16 protein-coding genes are annotated in these 16,852 nt (G+C 50.3%); 1 reads left to right on the plus strand and 15 read right to left on the minus strand.

From position 1 onward, the window contains the following. Positions 1-88: 88 nt before the first annotated feature. Complete coding sequence (locus FYJ64_RS06210; RefSeq protein ID WP_154574349.1) at positions 89-1,027, plus strand: KamA family radical SAM protein; 939 nt, start codon at positions 89-91, stop codon at positions 1,025-1,027. Between the two features lie 335 nt (positions 1,028-1,362). On the opposite strand, the gene FYJ64_RS06215 is transcribed toward FYJ64_RS06210, so the two are convergent. From FYJ64_RS06215 to mnmG, 15 genes are all read right to left on the minus strand, one after another. Then, complete coding sequence (locus FYJ64_RS06215; protein ID WP_154574350.1) at positions 1,363-1,770, minus strand: DUF5301 domain-containing protein; 408 nt, start codon at positions 1,768-1,770, stop codon at positions 1,363-1,365. A 164-nt stretch (positions 1,771-1,934) separates the two neighbouring features. Then, positions 1,935-2,522 carry a GNAT family N-acetyltransferase gene (locus tag FYJ64_RS06220; RefSeq protein WP_206045562.1) on the minus strand — a complete coding sequence of 196 codons (588 nt, stop codon included), beginning with the start codon at positions 2,520-2,522 and terminating at the stop codon, positions 1,935-1,937. Between the two features lie 38 nt (positions 2,523-2,560). Then, positions 2,561-3,511 (minus strand): ferredoxin, encoded by a 951-nt coding sequence (locus FYJ64_RS11335; protein WP_206045563.1) that lies wholly within the window; start codon positions 3,509-3,511, stop codon positions 2,561-2,563. Positions 3,512-3,676: 165 nt separating this feature from the next. Continuing rightward, entirely contained in the window at positions 3,677-5,686 is a 2,010-nt protein-coding gene (locus FYJ64_RS06225; protein ID WP_154574352.1) for an LTA synthase family protein, read from the minus strand. A 26-nt stretch (positions 5,687-5,712) separates the two neighbouring features. Further along, positions 5,713-6,579, minus strand: a complete 867-nt coding sequence (gene rsmA / locus FYJ64_RS06230; RefSeq protein ID WP_154574353.1) for a 16S rRNA (adenine(1518)-N(6)/adenine(1519)-N(6))-dimethyltransferase RsmA — start codon at positions 6,577-6,579, stop codon at positions 5,713-5,715. After that, a complete protein-coding gene (gene rnmV / locus FYJ64_RS06235) occupies positions 6,536-7,096 on the minus strand; it encodes a ribonuclease M5 (protein ID WP_154574354.1) in 561 nt (186 codons plus the stop codon). The genes rsmA and rnmV overlap by 44 nt, the downstream gene beginning before the upstream one ends. Continuing rightward, positions 7,086-7,424 carry an FtsB family cell division protein gene (locus tag FYJ64_RS06240; RefSeq protein ID WP_154574355.1) on the minus strand — a complete coding sequence of 113 codons (339 nt, stop codon included), beginning with the start codon at positions 7,422-7,424 and terminating at the stop codon, positions 7,086-7,088. Before FYJ64_RS06240 ends, rnmV begins: the two co-directional genes overlap by 11 nt. After that, positions 7,408-8,694, minus strand: coding sequence for a DnaD domain protein (locus tag FYJ64_RS06245; RefSeq protein ID WP_154574356.1), 1,287 nt, complete (start codon positions 8,692-8,694; stop codon positions 7,408-7,410). The genes FYJ64_RS06240 and FYJ64_RS06245 overlap by 17 nt, the downstream gene beginning before the upstream one ends. 17 nt (positions 8,695-8,711) lie before the next feature. After that, entirely contained in the window at positions 8,712-10,025 is a 1,314-nt protein-coding gene (dnaB, locus tag FYJ64_RS06250; RefSeq protein WP_206045564.1) for a replicative DNA helicase, read from the minus strand. Continuing rightward, positions 10,025-10,468, minus strand: coding sequence for a 50S ribosomal protein L9 (gene rplI / locus FYJ64_RS06255; RefSeq protein ID WP_154574358.1), 444 nt, complete (start codon positions 10,466-10,468; stop codon positions 10,025-10,027). Before rplI ends, dnaB begins: the two co-directional genes overlap by 1 nt. Before the next feature lie 5 nt (positions 10,469-10,473). After that, the gene (locus FYJ64_RS06260; protein ID WP_154574359.1) at positions 10,474-12,234 is read right to left on the minus strand and encodes a DHH family phosphoesterase; all 1,761 of its coding nucleotides are present in this window, start codon (positions 12,232-12,234) and stop codon (positions 10,474-10,476) included. Positions 12,235-12,352: 118 nt separating this feature from the next. Next, entirely contained in the window at positions 12,353-13,249 is an 897-nt protein-coding gene (locus FYJ64_RS06265; RefSeq protein WP_154574360.1) for a ParB/RepB/Spo0J family partition protein, read from the minus strand. Next, positions 13,249-14,022: a ParA family protein gene (locus FYJ64_RS06270; RefSeq protein WP_075713307.1), complete on the minus strand. Its 774-nt coding sequence runs from the start codon at positions 14,020-14,022 to the stop codon at positions 13,249-13,251. Before FYJ64_RS06270 ends, FYJ64_RS06265 begins: the two co-directional genes overlap by 1 nt. 205 nt (positions 14,023-14,227) lie before the next feature. After that, complete coding sequence (gene rsmG, locus FYJ64_RS06275; RefSeq protein WP_154574361.1) at positions 14,228-14,971, minus strand: 16S rRNA (guanine(527)-N(7))-methyltransferase RsmG; 744 nt, start codon at positions 14,969-14,971, stop codon at positions 14,228-14,230. Then, a complete protein-coding gene (gene mnmG, locus FYJ64_RS06280) occupies positions 14,971-16,851 on the minus strand; it encodes a tRNA uridine-5-carboxymethylaminomethyl(34) synthesis enzyme MnmG (RefSeq protein ID WP_154574362.1) in 1,881 nt (626 codons plus the stop codon). The genes rsmG and mnmG overlap by 1 nt, the downstream gene beginning before the upstream one ends. Position 16,852: the final 1 nt, after the last annotated feature.

The raw sequence follows: 16,852 nt of genomic DNA on the forward strand, positions 1-16,852 counted from the left end.
AAGGTGCATATCACTATTCTAAGAAAGGATATTGGTGATTTCCATCTCTGGAATGCTGATTTCCGTTTGACCGGAATGGTGATTTCCAATGGCCGGACAGGTGATGGATTTCACTCCGGAATACTCATATGATGTATGTAGCGATGAAATATATGATCCGATAGGTGACGATAACTATATGAAAGTCAGGGGGCTAATTCATCGTTATCCTGACAGAGTGTTATTGATACCTAGAAATGACTGTGCGGTGCAATGTCGTTTTTGTTTCAGAAAATGGAGATTACCTGAAAATGAATCTGAGCTCAGCATAAAACAAATTGATGACGCATTAGATTATGTTGCAGAAGATGACAATATTTGGGAGGTAATTTTAACTGGTGGTGAACCTTTGCTTACAAACATAGATAAATTGAATCACATTATTGACAGGATAAAGAAAATTGACCATGTTAAAGTTCTGAGAGTTCATTCACGACTTCCGATAGTCGATCCATCGTCAATAAACGAAGGAATATTGGAACTCTTTACTTCTATTACACCTGTTTATTTGGTATTGCATTGTAATCATCCTGCAGAACTAACCGATGAGGTATGTTCAGTCATAAAAAAGATAGCTGATTCTGGAGTAGTTTTGCTCAGCCAAAGTGCACTATTGAGAGAAATTAATGATGATTCAAAGATATTAGAGCTTCTATTCAGAAAGCTTATCGAAAATAGAGTTAAACCATACTATCTCCACCACTGCGACCTTGTTCCGGGAACTCGTTTCTATAGAACAAGCATAAAAGACGGACAGAAGCTACTCAAGGGGATACGAGGCAAAGTATCCGGAATCTGCTGGCCAACGTACGTATTGGACATCCCAGAGGGATATGGAAAAGTTCCTCTTGGCCCTAATTACTATGAAAAAGACAGCGATGGTAATACCATAGTTACAGACTATAAAGGACAGCAACATGAGTATCCAGACATAGATAATTCTTCTTCGAGATATCCACATACTATGGCCCATTCAAATGAGGATTGACAATCAACTACAGTTTAGAAATGTTGAAAAAAGTATTTGAATAATATGGGGGAGGTGAGCGATTAGTCGCTCACCTCCTCTCACCACCGTACATACAGTTACTTTACACACGGTTCAAAGCATACATTTGCTGTCAATCAGAGATACCAAGTTTCAAAACTCCTAGAGACTCAATTCCTACGCAATTTCTCGCGGAGGAGGAGATTTCCACACAGGAAATAACTGACTATGGCTGACCAAAGTACTATTGATAAATTTCTTTAATATGGGCTTTTTTGTTTGTTTTTTTTCAGCTTGTATAAAATGTTTTCTAACAATTAGACTTATAAACCAATTTAACGAGCGTCTATTGCTTTCACAAGTCTTTCTACAGACAATGTTTGTTTATATACTCCTATATAAGGGCTTTCTAATAAGTTTTCTTTATTCTTTTGATAGAAATATATCTTTTTTGTTTCTTTTTCCATTTTAAGAGAAATCGTTCCGTATTTTTTTTCATCAGGTACATCATTTATGGATTCCGCTTTCCATTTTGCTTCATTTAAATACTCAATAATCGTTGAAATATCTTTCTCGTCTTTATAAGTCTTTAAAGAAATATCTTTAGATTCAATTGAAATTTCTTTCACACTTTCCTTTTTCTGGACTAATAAAGGAGATTTGTTTTTTGCACAACTACAAAGAATAACGCTAAATATTAAGCAGATCAGTAAAAACAACGATTTTCTTTGTTTGTGATGCATTATTTTTCACCAGCCTTTGAAGATTTTACAAGTTTACCATTTTTTGTAATTCTACATTTTCCTGCTCTAACTTTTGCTCTTGAAAGTAGAATGGTGACTGACTGCTCCCCACGGCAAGCCGTGGAGTTTTCGCCGCAAATTTATAACTTGCAAAAGAAATTAATTTATTCGGACTTAGTTCGCGCTGACGGCTGTTTATCTGTAGCGCCGCGGTCCACAATTCCCAGTTCCTCGGCTTCTTCCCGCAGCATGGAATAGCATCGGGAATCCCGGCAGACGCCGGTCCAGGTCTCATAAGAGTGGCGTATCGTCCCTTCGTATACAAAACCGCATTTTCGGATTACGCCCTGAGATCTTTCATTGTCCGGCGCGGTACAGATTCCCACCAGCGCAAGTCCCAGCTCCTCAAACGCGAAACGCAGCACTTCACGGCATGCCTCCGTCATGAGGCCTCTGCCCCACATATCCTTCGCAAGAGAATAACCGATTTCCCTGGAATTCTCATCTCTGTGCCGATCATTCTCTAGCCCGATGGTTCCGATCAGTCTGCCGTCCTCCTTAAGGAAAATGGCCCAGGCCTCCACAGGCATAAACATTGTACGTATGATTTCCCGGGATCCCTCTGCACTTTCATGAGGTTTCCAGCCGGCGCGCGGCCCCACATCAGGATCCTTCGCATATTCGTAAAGCCCCTGCGCGTCCTCCTCCGTATAGGCCCTCAATATAAGTCTCTCTGTTTCCAGTGTTTTCATTTTCTTTCTCTCCTTGCTGTTACAGTGATTTCCGGATTCTACAGGAAAAATGCCGGTTCTGCCCGTCTCTGATAATGTTCCTCCAGGTACGCCACATGGGACAGAAAGGCGGGATCGCCAAAAAACTTTGCACCCTGAGGACAGTTCACCACACAGGCGTGGCATTTGATGCAGATTCCCGGCACTCGGGACGTCTCCATGACGTCTATGGATCCCAGAGGACAGACGCGGGCGCAGATTCCGCAGTCATCGCATTTGATAAGATTCGTCTGAACTTTAGCTTTCAGGAACTTCGCGGGCAGGCCGTCTCTCCCCAGGGGCGTATAATACGGACCCACCTCTTCACGCCCCGCAATAGATGCGATTTCCGCTGTATCCATTCCGGTTTCTGACGCATCGTCTAATTTAGTTTTCACCTGTTCCGCAAACCTGTCCACCTTCGCCAGGTCCTCTGCATCCGGCCGTCCCGGAGCGATTTTTTTCGAGAAGACATGGCGGCACGCCACAGCGGCTCCCGCGACAGGAACAAAATCCAGTCCGCTGAGCTCCTGCGTCAGCTCTGTAAGCGAGCTGTCGAAATTTCTGTTTCCGAAGGTGACCACCGCAACCGCCTGTGCCCCGTTACCTCTGAACAGATCACGAATCATGGGTAGGACCTTGTTAGGAACGCGGCCCGCATAAGTGGGCGTACCGAATACTACCAGCGTCTCCCTGTCGAATACAAAGTTTTCTGTTCGAGCGCAGGGAAGCGTGAAATCAACGGTTCGCACCTCCGGAGCGCCGGTCTTGCCGGCGTCCGCGGCATATTCTCCGGCATCCCTATCCCCGATACCTCCGGCGTCCGCGGTGTCTCTTCCGGCGTTCTCATTCTCAGTACCGCCGGTGTCCGCGGCGTACTGCTCTGCAAGTTTCGCCGCGATGCGCTCTGTTACTTCCTTTGTTCCTCCCGCAGCGCTGAAATACACCGCCGCAATTTTTCTGATTACCATTCCTTCTCCTCTCTCTCCGCACGGACGAAAAAACCGTCGTCACAGCGCGGAAGATTTTCGCTGCGCACACTTCAGTTCTCTCAGGCGCTCTTCAGTGCCCTCCGGCGCCCGCCTGGCCGCCCGCGCGGATGAAAACGCCCCGACATTCGCCGGGGCAATATTCTCCTACTCTGTGGTGCTGATAATCGAATTGTTGCTCTTATCAATCTGGCTGACCTTCATCTTGGAAGCGTCGTTGGGATCGACCTCCTCCAGCAGACCCAGCAGGCTCGGACCCAGATAGACGGTCTTCAGCTGCTTTCCGTCCAGCGTAATCTTGCTCTGCTCCGTGAAGTTCTGGCCCTTGATATAATATTTTCCGCCCACATTGACCACCTTGGTGATCTTAATTTTTTTGACACCCATCTTCATGCCGGCCTTCCTGAACGGATTCTTTCCGCCGTAGATGTACTCCTGTCCGTAGAGCATATCATATCCCAGAAGCTTCAGGTTCGGCAGGTAGGATGCGGACTTGTGGCTGACGTTCTGGTGGTATCTGAAAATCGTGCCGGTATGGATCCCCACACGGTTCAGCACATCGGCTGCCAGCTGATAGGCCGCTTGATCCTTGTCCTGCTTTTTCATCTTATAATTACTCCAGATTACATACTGAGTCTGGTAGAGATCCTTCGCCTTGTAGGTGTCCTCGGTGATGTTCAGTGCCGGAATATGGTCGCCGTACATGACCAGAACCACCTTTTCATCGTATCTGGAAAGAGTCTCCGTCAGTTTTTTTACAAACTGATCCATCTCGTAAATCTGGTTGACGTAGTATTCATACTCGTTCTTCGCCTCTTCGCTGGGCGCCTTCGTTACCTTAATCCTGGGATCGGCGATCATCTTCTCACTAGGATACTTTCCGTGCCCCTGCACCGAAATCGTATAGATATAGTCCCGGCTCTTTGTGGATTTCATCGCATCCATAATCTGTGAAGTCAGTATTTTGTCCTTGGCCCAGTTCTTCGGCGTCTTCTCCGCACCGCTCATGTATTCCAGCGAGGTGAAGGTATCGTAGCCGATATTGTTGAACACCTCGTTGCGGTTATAGAACATGGCTCTGTGATTATGTATCGCGTGAGTTCCGTAGCCGATATCTTTCAGATCCCAGGCCAAACTCTCCGCAGTCTTGTCCTTCAGGACAGATTTGAACGGATATTCGCCCGGTCCGAAGAATTTGACCGATATTCCGGTCATCACCTCGAACTCCGTATTCGCCGTGCCGGCGCCGCAGGCCGGAACCGTCAGAGACCCGGAGGAGTACTTCTTCATCAGTGAACGATAGTACGGAATGGGATCCTGCGAATACTCAACATTGGTGAACAAAGTGGGGTCCACGAAGGATTCCAACTGCAGGAACAGGATGTTCGGCCCGTCCTCGCTGTCCCTGCTCTTTGTCTTCGTGATCTTCACCGTCCCGCTCTTGCTGATGCCGCTCTTCTTAATCACCTTCTTCACACTCTCCTCAGAATAGCCGGAAGGCTTGTGAATTCCCTGATTCAGCCAGGTGTTGACAAAGCAATACGCGACGCCGTAATCCCGGTACGCATAAGCAAGATTTCCGAAGAATGTACTGAGCACGTTGATTTTCAGGAGCCCGACTGTACTGCCAAAGGCTGTAAGGATAATCAGAATCACCACGAGGAGATTCCTCTTCAGCTTCAGCTTTCCCTTCTCTACTTTTGGTCCCTTGACGAACAGCCATACGAGCACGACTGCCATGATCACCAGGGAGGCGACCATCACAATCAGCTTTGTACGGGAAATATAGTTGGTCATGATCGTGGCACCATCCGTCATGGCACTGAGATCCTTCATCGTGAAGGGGGTCATTCTCTGCGTCAGAATCACACCGTTTGCGATTCCGATGGCGATCCAGAGGCCGGATATGATCGTCGCGAGAAATATCCGCCGCCGGAACAGGAAGCAGACTGACAGCGTAGCGAAAATCAGCAGCGCGTTATAAAAAAAGAGCAGCGGATGTGTAAACACGAAAATAATTCCGCCCAGTACCGGGATGCTCTGGCGTTCCAGTGTCTCCAGAATCAGATTGACGATGCAGGCCCATATCGCGTACCGCGCCATCCCATAGCGGATGCCTTTGTCTGAAACGATTTTCAAGTCCTTTATTTTCTTCATAAACAAGTTTCCTCTTTTGTATCTCCTTACCCGTTATCCCCTGTTACAAAGCCATTGGCAACGGCAGCGAAATCCTGCAGCGACAGAGTCTCGGCCCGCTGCCGGGGATCAATGCCGGCCTTCTCCAGGCACTCCCTTATGGCATCCTTGCTGAAGCCGGCTCCGGTCAGGGAATTAAGCAGAGTCTTCCGCCTCTGCCCGAAGCCTGCCCGGACACAGCGGAAAAACATCGCCTCATCCAGCAGGCTCACCGGGGGCTCCGGGCGCATATCAAGACGCAGCACCGTAGAATCCACCTTCGGCGCCGGAAGAAATACCTCTCTCGGAACTTCCTCAACCACGCTCACCTCGCAGTAATACTGCACCGCGACAGACAGCGCGCCGTAAGCGCGGGAGCCCGGCGGTTCTTTAATCCGCTCTGCCACCTCCTTCTGCATCATGACTGTGATGCTCTCCACAGGGAGGTGACTTTCCAGAAGCTTCATCAGAATCGTCGTCGTTATATAGTAGGGAAGATTTCCGATAATCTTCACATGTTTGTATTTTACACCCGCTTCCTCAGAAATCAAGGATGACAGGTCCATCTTCACAACATTTTCATTTATGATGCGGATATTGTCGTATCCGGCCAGTGTGTCCGCCAGAATCCGGATCAGTCTACGGTCGATCTCGATGGCAACCACACGGCCCGCTTTTTCCGCAGCGGCGCAGGTAAGCACGCCGATTCCCGGTCCGATTTCAATGACCAGATCCTCCGGTCCGATCTCCGCGCCGTCGACGATGCCGTCGATGACACCCTTATCCGTCAGGAAATTCTGCCCCAGACTTCTGGAAAACTGAAAACCGTATTTATTCCGGATCGCCCGGATTACAGATGGATCGTACAGCTCCATAAAATTCCCCTCTCGTTATTCCAAATCCGTTCAGTCTCGACAGCATCCGTCTGCTGTTCCCGTAGCCGATTCCCAGAACGGCCGCAACCTTCTCCCGGCGAAGCCGGCTTCCTTCTGTGCCGCACAGACCCGCGGCCTCCAGGTCTTCCATAGTGAAGACCTCACTTTCATCCTGTTTGGTGCAGCGGGCCCGGGCAAGAGCCTCGCGGATCGCCTCCGGAGAAGCGTTCTCCACGCCTATATTCGTTCCCCGCAGTGCTTTATCTCTGGGCAGAAAGGCCTCTCCGGCTTCCGGAAACCGCTCCTTTACCTTGCGTCGGATGTTTTCACCGGCTCGGTCCGGATCGGTGAAGATGATGATTCCACGCGTCCGTGCGGCAGTCCCAATCTGCTCCCACATCCGGTCACTCATTCCGAAACCGTGGGTCTCTATCGTCTGGGCATCCACCGCGCGGAGAACCGCTGCGGTATCATCCCGCCCCTCTACGATAATCACCTCTCGTATCTTACTTTTCATTGGATTTTCCTTTGTTGTCATCGTCTCCTGTGATATACAGGATCTCGCCCGGCTTGATCATGTTCAGCTGTGTGCGCGCCTGTTCTTCGATGTAGTTCTTGTCGTTGACATTCTTCAGCTCTGCCTCCAGCTTCTTCTTCTCTGCCTTCAGCTCCACGTTCTCTTTTTTCAGATTTTTCTGTTCGATGCGGAGATCCACGATGTTCTTGACCGAAAGCGCGAAAATTATCCCGACGATTAAAATTACCACGGTCAGCGCCATGCGGGTCTTGTTGATCCGCACTCTCTTTTTTCTTCTTCCGGTATTTCTCCTAGTTTTCCTTTCCATTTTCCATACCCGCTTTTTGTTTCAGCCAGATCTCAGCCTCTTCCATACGCTTCCCCCTGCAGGAACAAGGCTCTCCCATGTCAGTGATGCCTGTATCATGGCACTTGTTACAAAAATATCTCTTATCTGTATAGTCCAGCTCAAAATTATGGTCAGTCAGAAGAACCGCACGTTCTTCCTCCAGATCATCTCTCTCCTTATTGATTCCTGCGCCGACCTCGCTCTCCCGGCCTTCAATCAGTGCCTTGGAAAGTGCGGTTCCCAGCTGCTGCATCCGCTGGTCGATCTCGCGGATGCGCGGGATCTGCGCATACACCTCCTGTGTCCTGTTTTCTGCATCCCGTTCGGAGCGTTCCCGCAGGTACAAATAATATTCCTTCAGCTGCGCCTGAGTCACCGTGATTTTTTTGTTCACGTCGTTGTCGCCCCGGCGCTTTGCGTCCTCCTTCCAATTTTCCAGCACTTTGTTGACGTAGCTGAAATTCGGGTTCGTAATCCCGGTAGTCTTGCCGACGGCATCCAGAACGCGATCCATGCTGTATCCGTATACGTCAAACCAGCGGTCCATCATCTCCCGCTCCTTCTCTGTGGCGTTGCGGGTCAGACCCAGCGCCTGCAGAACCCGGCGGTACTGGTAGAATCTCTGGTCGATTTCCTCCAAATAATGGTTCACCTCGTCCACGGTGTACAGCCCGTTCTCCGTCCAGCGCCGTATGACACTCTCGATATACCGGAAGCTGTTTTTTCCCTTTTCTACGCAGTAGCCGATTCCGTAGGTGACAATTTCCGGCGGGATCCTGTCGTCCATGATCCAGGAGATTACGCTGCGGATCTCCGTAGAACTGAGACTGCGCCCCATAGTCTGCTCAATTTCATCGAACAACTCGCGGAAGCGCTCATCGCCGAAGACCGCCTCCTGCTTCTCCGCACTGTCGGAAACCGCTTCGCCGCTGCCGTACATCAGTTCCTTCAGGCTCAGAAATTCCACTGCGTAATCAGCCTTCCCGGAAGCGCCGATGTAGTGCCTGCGGATAGCGCCCACCTCTTCCCAGTAGGTCCACGCCTCTGCCACCTTTTTCTCGGAAACACCCAGCTGCTTGGCGATTACTTTGTCCGTCATCTCCATACCGAACTCGGCGTACATATATGCGAACAGGTATACCTTGACAAAATCTCCCGGCGCCGCTGGCAGGTATTCATTGATAAAAATATTTTCTATCTGTGAATCGTGCAGATAGAAATCTGTGACTTTTCCTTTGATGAAACTCACGCTCTGCCTCACCCCGATTATGCCTTATCACTGAATTTAGTATACCGGGCCACCCATGTCAGCTCAATGGTTGCCGTCGGACCACTTCTGTGTTTGGCGAGATTGACCTCACAGATTCCCGGTTTTTCGGATTCTTCGTTATAGTAATCGTCCCGATACAGGAAAATGACGATATCCGCGTCCTGCTCGATGGCGCCGGACTCTCTGAGGTCGGACAGCATCGGTCTGTGGTTCGGCCGCTGTTCCGGCATACGGGACAGCTGGGACAGAACCAGAACCGGACAGTCCATCTCCCTGGCAAGCAGTTTCAGGTACCGGGACAGATTGCTGATCTCCTGCTGCCTGCTCTCCGACCGTCCATCCGACTTCATCAGCTGGAGATAGTCGATGACCACCAGATCCAGACCCTTCTCAGTCTTCAGTCGACGGCATTTGTTCTTAATCTCAAACACACTGAGATCCGGCGTATCATCGATGTTAATGTTCGCTTTGGACAAAGTATCCGCCGCAAGCATAATACGATCCCAGTCCTCCCGATCCAGATTTCCCTTCTTGATGTTCTCCATCTCCACCCGGGCTTCCATTGCCAGAAGTCTCTGCCCCAGCTGTTCCTTGGACATCTCAAGACTGAAGATCAGAACTGATGCACCGCCTTTCACCGCAGCATTCTGCGCAATGTTGAGGGCGAAGGCGGTTTTTCCCATCGCCGGACGCGCAGCCAGAATCACCAGATCGGACTTGTGCAGTCCATAGGTCACCTTATCCAGTTCTCTGAAGCCGGTCGTAACGCCGGTGATCTTGCCCTGATTGCGTACCGCCTCGTCCAGCATGTCGATATCCGTGAACAGGACCTCTTTCAACGGCGTGTAATCGTGACTCTGCCTGGACTGGGCGATTCCGAATATAGACTGCTCCGCATAATTCAGAATTTCTCCCGGATCCTCGTTCTCATCGAAACCCTTCTCCCGAATCTCTTCTGCGGTCAGAATCAGTTTCCGCAGGGAAGCCTTTTCCGCAACAATCCGCGCATACTCTGATGCGTTGGTGGCGGAAGGGACCTCGCTGGAAAGAGACGCCACATAGCTTCGTCCGCCGGCCTTCTCCAGTATTTTCCGGTTCTTCATCTCATCGCACACTGTAACGATATCCACCGGCTTATCCTCCCGGAACAGATCCATCATCACGGTAAAGATATCTTTGTTCGCCCCGTCATAAAAATCCTCCGGGCGTACCAGTTCGATAATGTCTGAAAGAGCGTCCTTGCTCAGCATCGCCGCGCCCAGAACAGAGCGCTCCGCCTCGAGATTATGAGGAGGGATCTTCTCGGCCATCAGTCTGTCACCTTCACATTCAGTTTAGCGGCCACCCCCGGATACAGTTTCACATTAATATCAAAGCTTCCCATCGCCTTAATCGGCTGGGGCAGCTGGATTTTTTTCTTGTCTACCGAGATGTCGTGCTGTTCCTTCAGCGCCTCCGCGATATCTCTGGATGTAATGCTGCCGAACAGTCTTCCGCCTTCGCCGGCCTTGGTACGGATGACCACCTCCAGATCACGGAGCTTCTCAGCCGTCGATTCCGCTGCGGCTTTTCTCGCCGCTTCTTCTTCCGCCTGCTTCTCCTTCACCTTTTCCAGTGTATGCACGTTACCCTTCGTCGCCTCAATCGCCCATCCCTTCGGGATCAGCATATTCCGGGCGTAACCATCGTTCACCTTAACAATATCACCGGCCTTGCCGCTGCCTTTTACATCTCTCTTGAGAATTACAATCATCTATGTCACTCCTTTTCCTCTGAAATAATGTGTTTAATCAGTTCTAGAACCTCTTCCGGGCTTTCCTCGACCTGTGCTCCCGCGGTGGTCAGATGTCCGCCGCCGCCCAGCTTCTCCATAATCACCTGTACGTTTAGTGCGCCCAGGGAACGGGCGCTCACAACCGTTTTTCCTGCATCGTTTCTGCTGGCGACAAAGGATGCCCGGACGCCTTTGATATTCAGCAACTCATCCGCAACCTGCGAATTGATGATCTGTGCGTCCCGGTTGTAGCCCTCACAGACAGAGGTGGCGATGCCGTTATCATGCAGCTGCGCCGCCGCAATGCTCCTGGCCCGAACGCGGAATGCATCCATGTCAGTCTGGAAGAAACGCTTCACCTCTGTAGTATCCGCTCCGGAACGCCGCAGCCACGCCGCTGCTTCAAAGGTCCGGACGCCGGTCTTGACGGCAAACCGGTTGGTATCAATGGTAATTCCTCCCAAAAGCGCTTCTGCCTCTAATTTGGAGAGCGCACGCTTGCGTCCCGAATACTGAAGAATTTCCGATACCAGCTCCGACGCTGAAGATGCATAGGACTCAATATACGATAGATCCGCATCCTTAATGGCGTCGGCCGCCCGTCGGTGATGATCGATAATGGCAATTTTTCCCACCTTGTCAATCAGCGGCCGGCAGGTCAGATATCCCGGCCTATGGGTATCTACGATGATCAGCAACGTGTCATCGCTTGCCAGTTCCTGTGCCCGCTCTCCGGAAATGAAACTGTATTTGGAAGACTCCTTGGCCTGTTTATAAATCACCCGGAGGGAATCATTGACCTCGTCCAGCACGATGTGAGCTTCCTTGCCCTGCATCTTGCATACGCGTACCATTCCCAGCGCTGCGCCGAAGCAGTCCATATCCGGATTGGTATGTCCCATGATCATGATCCGTCCAGCGTCCTCGATCATCTGGCGGAGGATGTGAGCGATTACTCTGGACTTTCCTTTGTTCGTCTTCTCCACAGTCTGGAGTTTTCCGCCATAGTAATCGATCTGATTGTACCGCTTGACCACTGCCTGATCGCCGCCCCGCCCCAGCGCCAGATCCAGTGCCGCGCTGGCCGCCTCTTCCGTCTCCAGAATCGTCTCGCCTCCGTTTCCTACGCCGATGGAAAGGCTCATCGGGAAATCCGCCTCTGTTTCTATCTGCCGGATCTCATCGAGTATCGCGAATCTGCTGTCCACCATACCCTTCAGATAGGAATGCTGGAAGTACATCACGTACTCGTCGCTTTTGTTATTGATGATCGAAGCCCGGATGTCCGACGCCCATTTCCGGATCGTCTTGTCCACCTGCGTGGAAATCTGCATACGCATGTCCGGCAGTGTACTGGCAATCAGTTCATCGTAATTGTCAATGCGGATAATGCAGACACAGGTTCTCTCTTCCTCGTAAGTTTCCTTCAGAGACTCGTACCGGGTTATATCGTAAAAGTATACCAGCATATTGCTGGGAGGCGCCGTTCCGTTCAAACTGGAAAACAGCCGGAATTTCTTTCCGTTGCGCTCAATCGTTCGGTAGACATCGGTCTCCGCCGCCGTCATGAGATCATCAATACGGATTCCCGTCAGTGCGAAAAAATCGCTTCCGGTGATCTCGTCATATATAAAAACGTCACTGATCCGCGAGTTGAATCCAACGATCTTCCCTTTCTGATCCACAACACACATCGGAAAAGGCACGCTCTCCGTCAGTTTTTTTTCAAATATGGTTTCACTCATTTACTCTTCCTCACATGATCCGGCAGCAGTTATTCTTCGACTGTTCTGTTCACTCGCACCGTTCCCCTCGCATCTCCGCCGCTGCGGCCGGAAAATGTTTCACATGAAACATTGCCCTCTACTCCACTGATTTCAATATATCGATAAGTCGGTTCAATTCCTCGCGACTGTAAAATTCCAGTTCGATTGTTCCTTTCTTCCCCTTCTGATTGATGGAGACTCTCGTTCCGTATATTTCCTTCAGTTCATTTTCCACCGAAACGGTGTCCGGACTTTTCACTCTTCTCGCCGGAGTCTTTTTCCCCGGTTTTCCTCCGGAAGCCAGTTTCTCTGCTTCCCGGACAGAAATTCCCTCTCTGATAATTCTGTCGCAGATTTCCTTCTGCCGCGCTTCACTCTTCACTCCCAGAAGTGCCCGCGCGTGTCCCGTGGTAAGTCTGCCCGCTCTGACATGATCCCGAATCTCTTCCGGGAGCTTCAGCAATCGCAGGGAATTGGTAATATACGGTCTGCTTTTGCTGACGCTTCTGGAGACCTCCTCCTGAGTCAGACCATAGGCCTTGATCATCTCGTTGAGGCCCATGGCTTCCTCGATGGGATTCAGGTCCTCCCGCTGCATGTTCTCTATAATCGCCACAAGCATGTTTTCTTCATCGGTAAACTCTCTGACGATACACGGAACTGTATCCAGATCTGCTTCCCTCGCGGCACGCCATCTTCGTTCACCGGCGACAATCTCATAATGACTGTCTGAGTGGCGAACGACCAGAGGCTGAATAATACCGTGCTCGCGAATAGAGTCACTGAGCTCTGTGATCTTTTCAGGATCAAAGGTCTTTCTCGGCTGGTTGCGGTTGGGAATTATATCATTAATATCAACATAGATGATACTGTTCTCATCCAAACCTTCTGCCATATTTTCATTATTTCTGCCCGGGTCGATGGGAGCCTGGTCCGCGAATAAAGCGTCCAGCCCCCTCCCCAGACCTCTGTTCTTAGGAGACTTCCCGCTCATTATAAGACGCCCTCTCTTTCAAGAAATTCCTCTGCAAACTCACGATACGCCTCCGCTCCTTTGGACCGCGGATCGTATTCGACGATAGGCATTCCGAAACTCGGCGCTTCCGCAAGCCGGATGTTTCTGGGAATAACAGTGGAATAGACCTTTGCTCCGAAGTACTTCTTGACCTCCTGAACCACCTGAATCGAAAGATTGGTACGTCCGTCAAACATGCTGAGGACGACGCCCTCCACTTCCAGATCAGGCTTCAGATTCTTACGCACAAGTTCGATCGTGCTCATCAGCTGACTTACTCCCTCCAGCGCATAGAATTCGCACTGAATAGGAATCAGCACAGATTCCACCGCACTCAGAGAGTTGATGGTCAGCAGTCCGAGCGACGGCGGACAGTCGATGAAAATATAGTCGTAATCGTTCCGGATCTTGTCGATTGCTTTCTGCAGCCGTTTCTCGCGCCCTTCCAGCTGGACCATTTCAATTTCCGCTCCGGCCAGATCCACATTCGCCGGAATCAGGTCCAGGTTTTCTACACTGGTATGCAGCACAGCGTCCCTCGGGTCGAAATTGTCCTCAATGAGGAGCTCGTAAACGGTATACTCCAGTTCCTTTTTTGAAACGCCGATACCGCTTGTGGTATTACCCTGAGGATCGATATCCAGCATCAGGACCCGTTTTCCTTTCAGCGCCAGACACGCTCCGAGATTGATGTTGGTCGTGGTTTTTCCAACGCCGCCCTTCTGATTAAAAATAGCGATTGCTTTACCCAATTTTATCCTCCTCATTACTGACATGTTTACTTGTTCCTCTATTATAATATACCCCCGTGACATTTGCCATAGTTTCCGGTAAAAAATAAATGTTTCACGTGAAACATTTATTGTAAATCGCTGATTTTCAAGGATTTTCGGCTATCTGATGTGATCTTTTTCCCATCCGTTCTCTATCCCGGGTACGTAGCTGAGGATGACCGGTTTATCGTATCGGCGTTTTTTTCGGCTTGCCGGCCTGCCTTGGATATCGGGCGGGTGTGGAGGTTTCCTTTCGGATTATAACAAAGTTATGCCCGAGTCCCTTTGTATTCACAGCCTCCACTCCGGCAATCCGCCCTCCCAGTACACGAATCGCTTTTTTCGCGGCACTGAGTTCTTCTTCTATGTCCGATCCTTTATAGGAAACAAAGTATCCTCCCGTCTTTACAAAGGGCAGGCAATATTCCGCAAGAACAGCCATATTGGCAACTGCTCTGGAAAGGCACAGGTCAAACTGCTCACGATACCGGGGATCTCTGCCGAGATCTTCCGCACGACCGTGCCGCAGATTCACATTTGTCAAAGCAATCTCCCCACACATTTCCTCCACAACGCGGACTCTTTTCTGCAAGGAATCGATCAGAGTGAACTGTTTGCCCGGAGTCAGTATTGCCAGAGGAACGCCGGGAAACCCTCCGCCGGTTCCCAGATCGAGAACGGTATCTGCGGCTCCGTATTCCGGAAGCTTCATCACGGCGGCGGAATCCAAGAAATGCTTCAGAATAAATTCATTCGGGTCGGTGATGGATGTGAGATTGATATGCTGGTTCTTCTCCAGCACAAGTCGCATATATTCCATCAGTCTGCGGCTGTCTTCTTCTGTGCACCGGATCCCCATCTCTCCGAGAGTATCCCGCATCATTTCTCTCTGTTTTTTCTTTGTCATCTCTTCAGCCATCATGTCCATCAGAGTCCTCCCCTCTTCTGCTTCTCAAGATAGATCAGCAGAACATTTATATCTGCCGGCGAAACACCTGAGATTCTGGCGGCCTGGCCTACAGACAGCGGACGAATCCGGCCCAGCTTCTGAGCAGCCTCCAGGCGCAGCCCGCGGATACCGTCATAATCCAGATCCGGTGAAAGCTTTTTATCCTCCAGTTTTTTAAACCTCTCTATCTGCTGGAGCTGTTTGGTGATGTAACCCTGATACTTGATACGGACCTGCACACAATCTCTGGCATGAGAGGAAAGCTGCGGGCGCTCCGGATCAATCTCAGTAAGCGAATCATAATCAATTTCCGGTCTGCGGAGTAGATCGTAAAGCGAAACCCGGTTCTGCAGCGGAGAGCTGCCGCGTTCCTCCAGATACTGCGATGCGTCTGAAGGTGTAACCGACGTGTTTTTCAGACGGCTGATCTCTCGTTCAACCTCCTGTTTTTTGGAAAGATAACGCTGATAACGCTCTTCTGACACAAGTCCCAGGGCGTATCCCTTCTCTGTCAAACGCTCGTCTGCGTTGTCCTGCCTCAGAACCAGCCTATATTCCGCTCTGCTCGTCATAATTCTGTAAGGTTCATTAGTACCTTTGGTCACGAGATCGTCGATCAGAACGCCAATATAAGCCTCGCTTCTGTCTAGAATAAAGGATTTTCTTCCATTTATTTCCAGTGAAGCGTTGATTCCGGCCATCAGTCCCTGTGCAGCCGCCTCCTCATATCCGGAGCTACCGTTAAACTGACCGGCACAGAACAGCCCGCCGATATTCCTGTATTCCAGATTCAACTTCAATTCCTGAGGATCAATACAGTCATATTCGATTGCATAAGCCGCCCGCGTGATCCGTATATCCTCCAGTCCTTCAATCGTATGGTAAAATTCCCGCTGTACATCTTCAGGCATGCTTGAACTCATTCCCTGAATATACATTTCCTCTGTATCCAGCCCCTCCGGCTCGACGAAAAGCTGATGGCGCTTTTTATCCGCGAAACGTTTCACTTTGTCCTCAATGGAAGGACAATAACGGGGACCGACGCCCTCGATTTCTCCACCGAACAGTGCCGACCGGTGAAAATTCTCCCGGATGACACGGTGCGTCTCTTCATTTGTATACGTAAGCCAGCAGGGAACCTGCTCCCGCTCCAGATGCTCATTCATAAAGGAGAAAGGAACGATCTTCTCATCTCCGTCCTGACGAATCATTTTGTCATAATGAAAGGTCGAGGCAAGAGCACGGGCCGGCGTGCCTGTCTTAAACCGTCGGAGTTTCATTCCGTGCTTCCGCAGATTTTCCGCCAGTTCTTCAGAAGGGGCAAGTCCGTTCGGACCGCCGGGGAAGCTGCTGTCGCCGATGAATATTTTTCCACGCAGGAATGTTCCCGTGGCGAGGATCACCGCCTTGCTCCGGTAAATGCAGTGAGTTCTGGTCACAACGCCGCAGACTCTGCCTTCTTCTGTCAGCAGATCCACAACCTCATCCTGTTTCATATCCAGATTCTTCTGCCTCTCCAGAGTCTTTTTCATCTCCAGATGATATTGATATTTATCCGCCTGCGCACGCAGCGAATGAACGGCCGGTCCCTTCGCTGTATTCAGCATTCGGCTCTGGATGAAAGTCTTATCGATATTGACACCCATTTCTCCGCCGAGCGCATCGATCTCTCTGACCAGATGTCCTTTGCCGGTTCCTCCGATAGACGGATTACACGGCATCATGGCAATAGCCTCAAGATTGATTGAAAAAATCATCGTTTTGTTTCCCATGCGCGCAGAAGCAAGCGCTGCCTCACAGCCGGCATGCCCTGCTCCCACGACGATAACATCGTACCGGTCCATTACGATCTGTTCCATT

Source organism: Hornefia butyriciproducens, from assembly GCF_009695915.1.
In the GTDB taxonomy this organism is placed as follows: domain Bacteria; phylum Bacillota; class Clostridia; order Peptostreptococcales; family Anaerovoracaceae; genus Aminicella; species Aminicella butyriciproducens.

Excerpts from the sequence above, each read along its gene's own strand:
- FYJ64_RS06240 (WP_154574355.1), bottom strand. The coding sequence starts at position 7,424 with ATGGAAAGGAAAACTAGGAGAAATACCGGAAGAAGAAAAAAGAGAGTG.
- FYJ64_RS06220 (WP_206045562.1), bottom strand. The coding sequence starts at position 2,522 with ATGAAAACACTGGAAACAGAGAGACTTATATTGAGGGCCTATACGGAG.
- FYJ64_RS06260 (WP_154574359.1), bottom strand. The coding sequence starts at position 12,234 with ATGAGTGAAACCATATTTGAAAAAAAACTGACGGAGAGCGTGCCTTTT.
- FYJ64_RS06265 (WP_154574360.1), bottom strand. The coding sequence starts at position 13,249 with ATGAGCGGGAAGTCTCCTAAGAACAGAGGTCTGGGGAGGGGGCTGGAC.
- mnmG (WP_154574362.1), bottom strand. The coding sequence starts at position 16,851 with ATGGAACAGATCGTAATGGACCGGTACGATGTTATCGTCGTGGGAGCA.
- FYJ64_RS06225 (WP_154574352.1), bottom strand. The coding sequence starts at position 5,686 with ATGAAGAAAATAAAGGACTTGAAAATCGTTTCAGACAAAGGCATCCGC.
- rsmG (WP_154574361.1), bottom strand. The coding sequence starts at position 14,971 with ATGGACATGATGGCTGAAGAGATGACAAAGAAAAAACAGAGAGAAATG.
- FYJ64_RS06215 (WP_154574350.1), bottom strand. The coding sequence starts at position 1,770 with ATGCATCACAAACAAAGAAAATCGTTGTTTTTACTGATCTGCTTAATA.
- rplI (WP_154574358.1), bottom strand. The coding sequence starts at position 10,468 with ATGATTGTAATTCTCAAGAGAGATGTAAAAGGCAGCGGCAAGGCCGGT.
- dnaB (WP_206045564.1), bottom strand. The coding sequence starts at position 10,025 with ATGGCCGAGAAGATCCCTCCTCATAATCTCGAGGCGGAGCGCTCTGTT.
- rsmA (WP_154574353.1), bottom strand. The coding sequence starts at position 6,579 with ATGGAGCTGTACGATCCATCTGTAATCCGGGCGATCCGGAATAAATAC.
- FYJ64_RS11335 (WP_206045563.1), bottom strand. The coding sequence starts at position 3,511 with ATGGTAATCAGAAAAATTGCGGCGGTGTATTTCAGCGCTGCGGGAGGA.
- FYJ64_RS06210 (WP_154574349.1), top strand. The coding sequence starts at position 89 with ATGGCCGGACAGGTGATGGATTTCACTCCGGAATACTCATATGATGTA.
- rnmV (WP_154574354.1), bottom strand. The coding sequence starts at position 7,096 with ATGAAAAGTAAGATACGAGAGGTGATTATCGTAGAGGGGCGGGATGAT.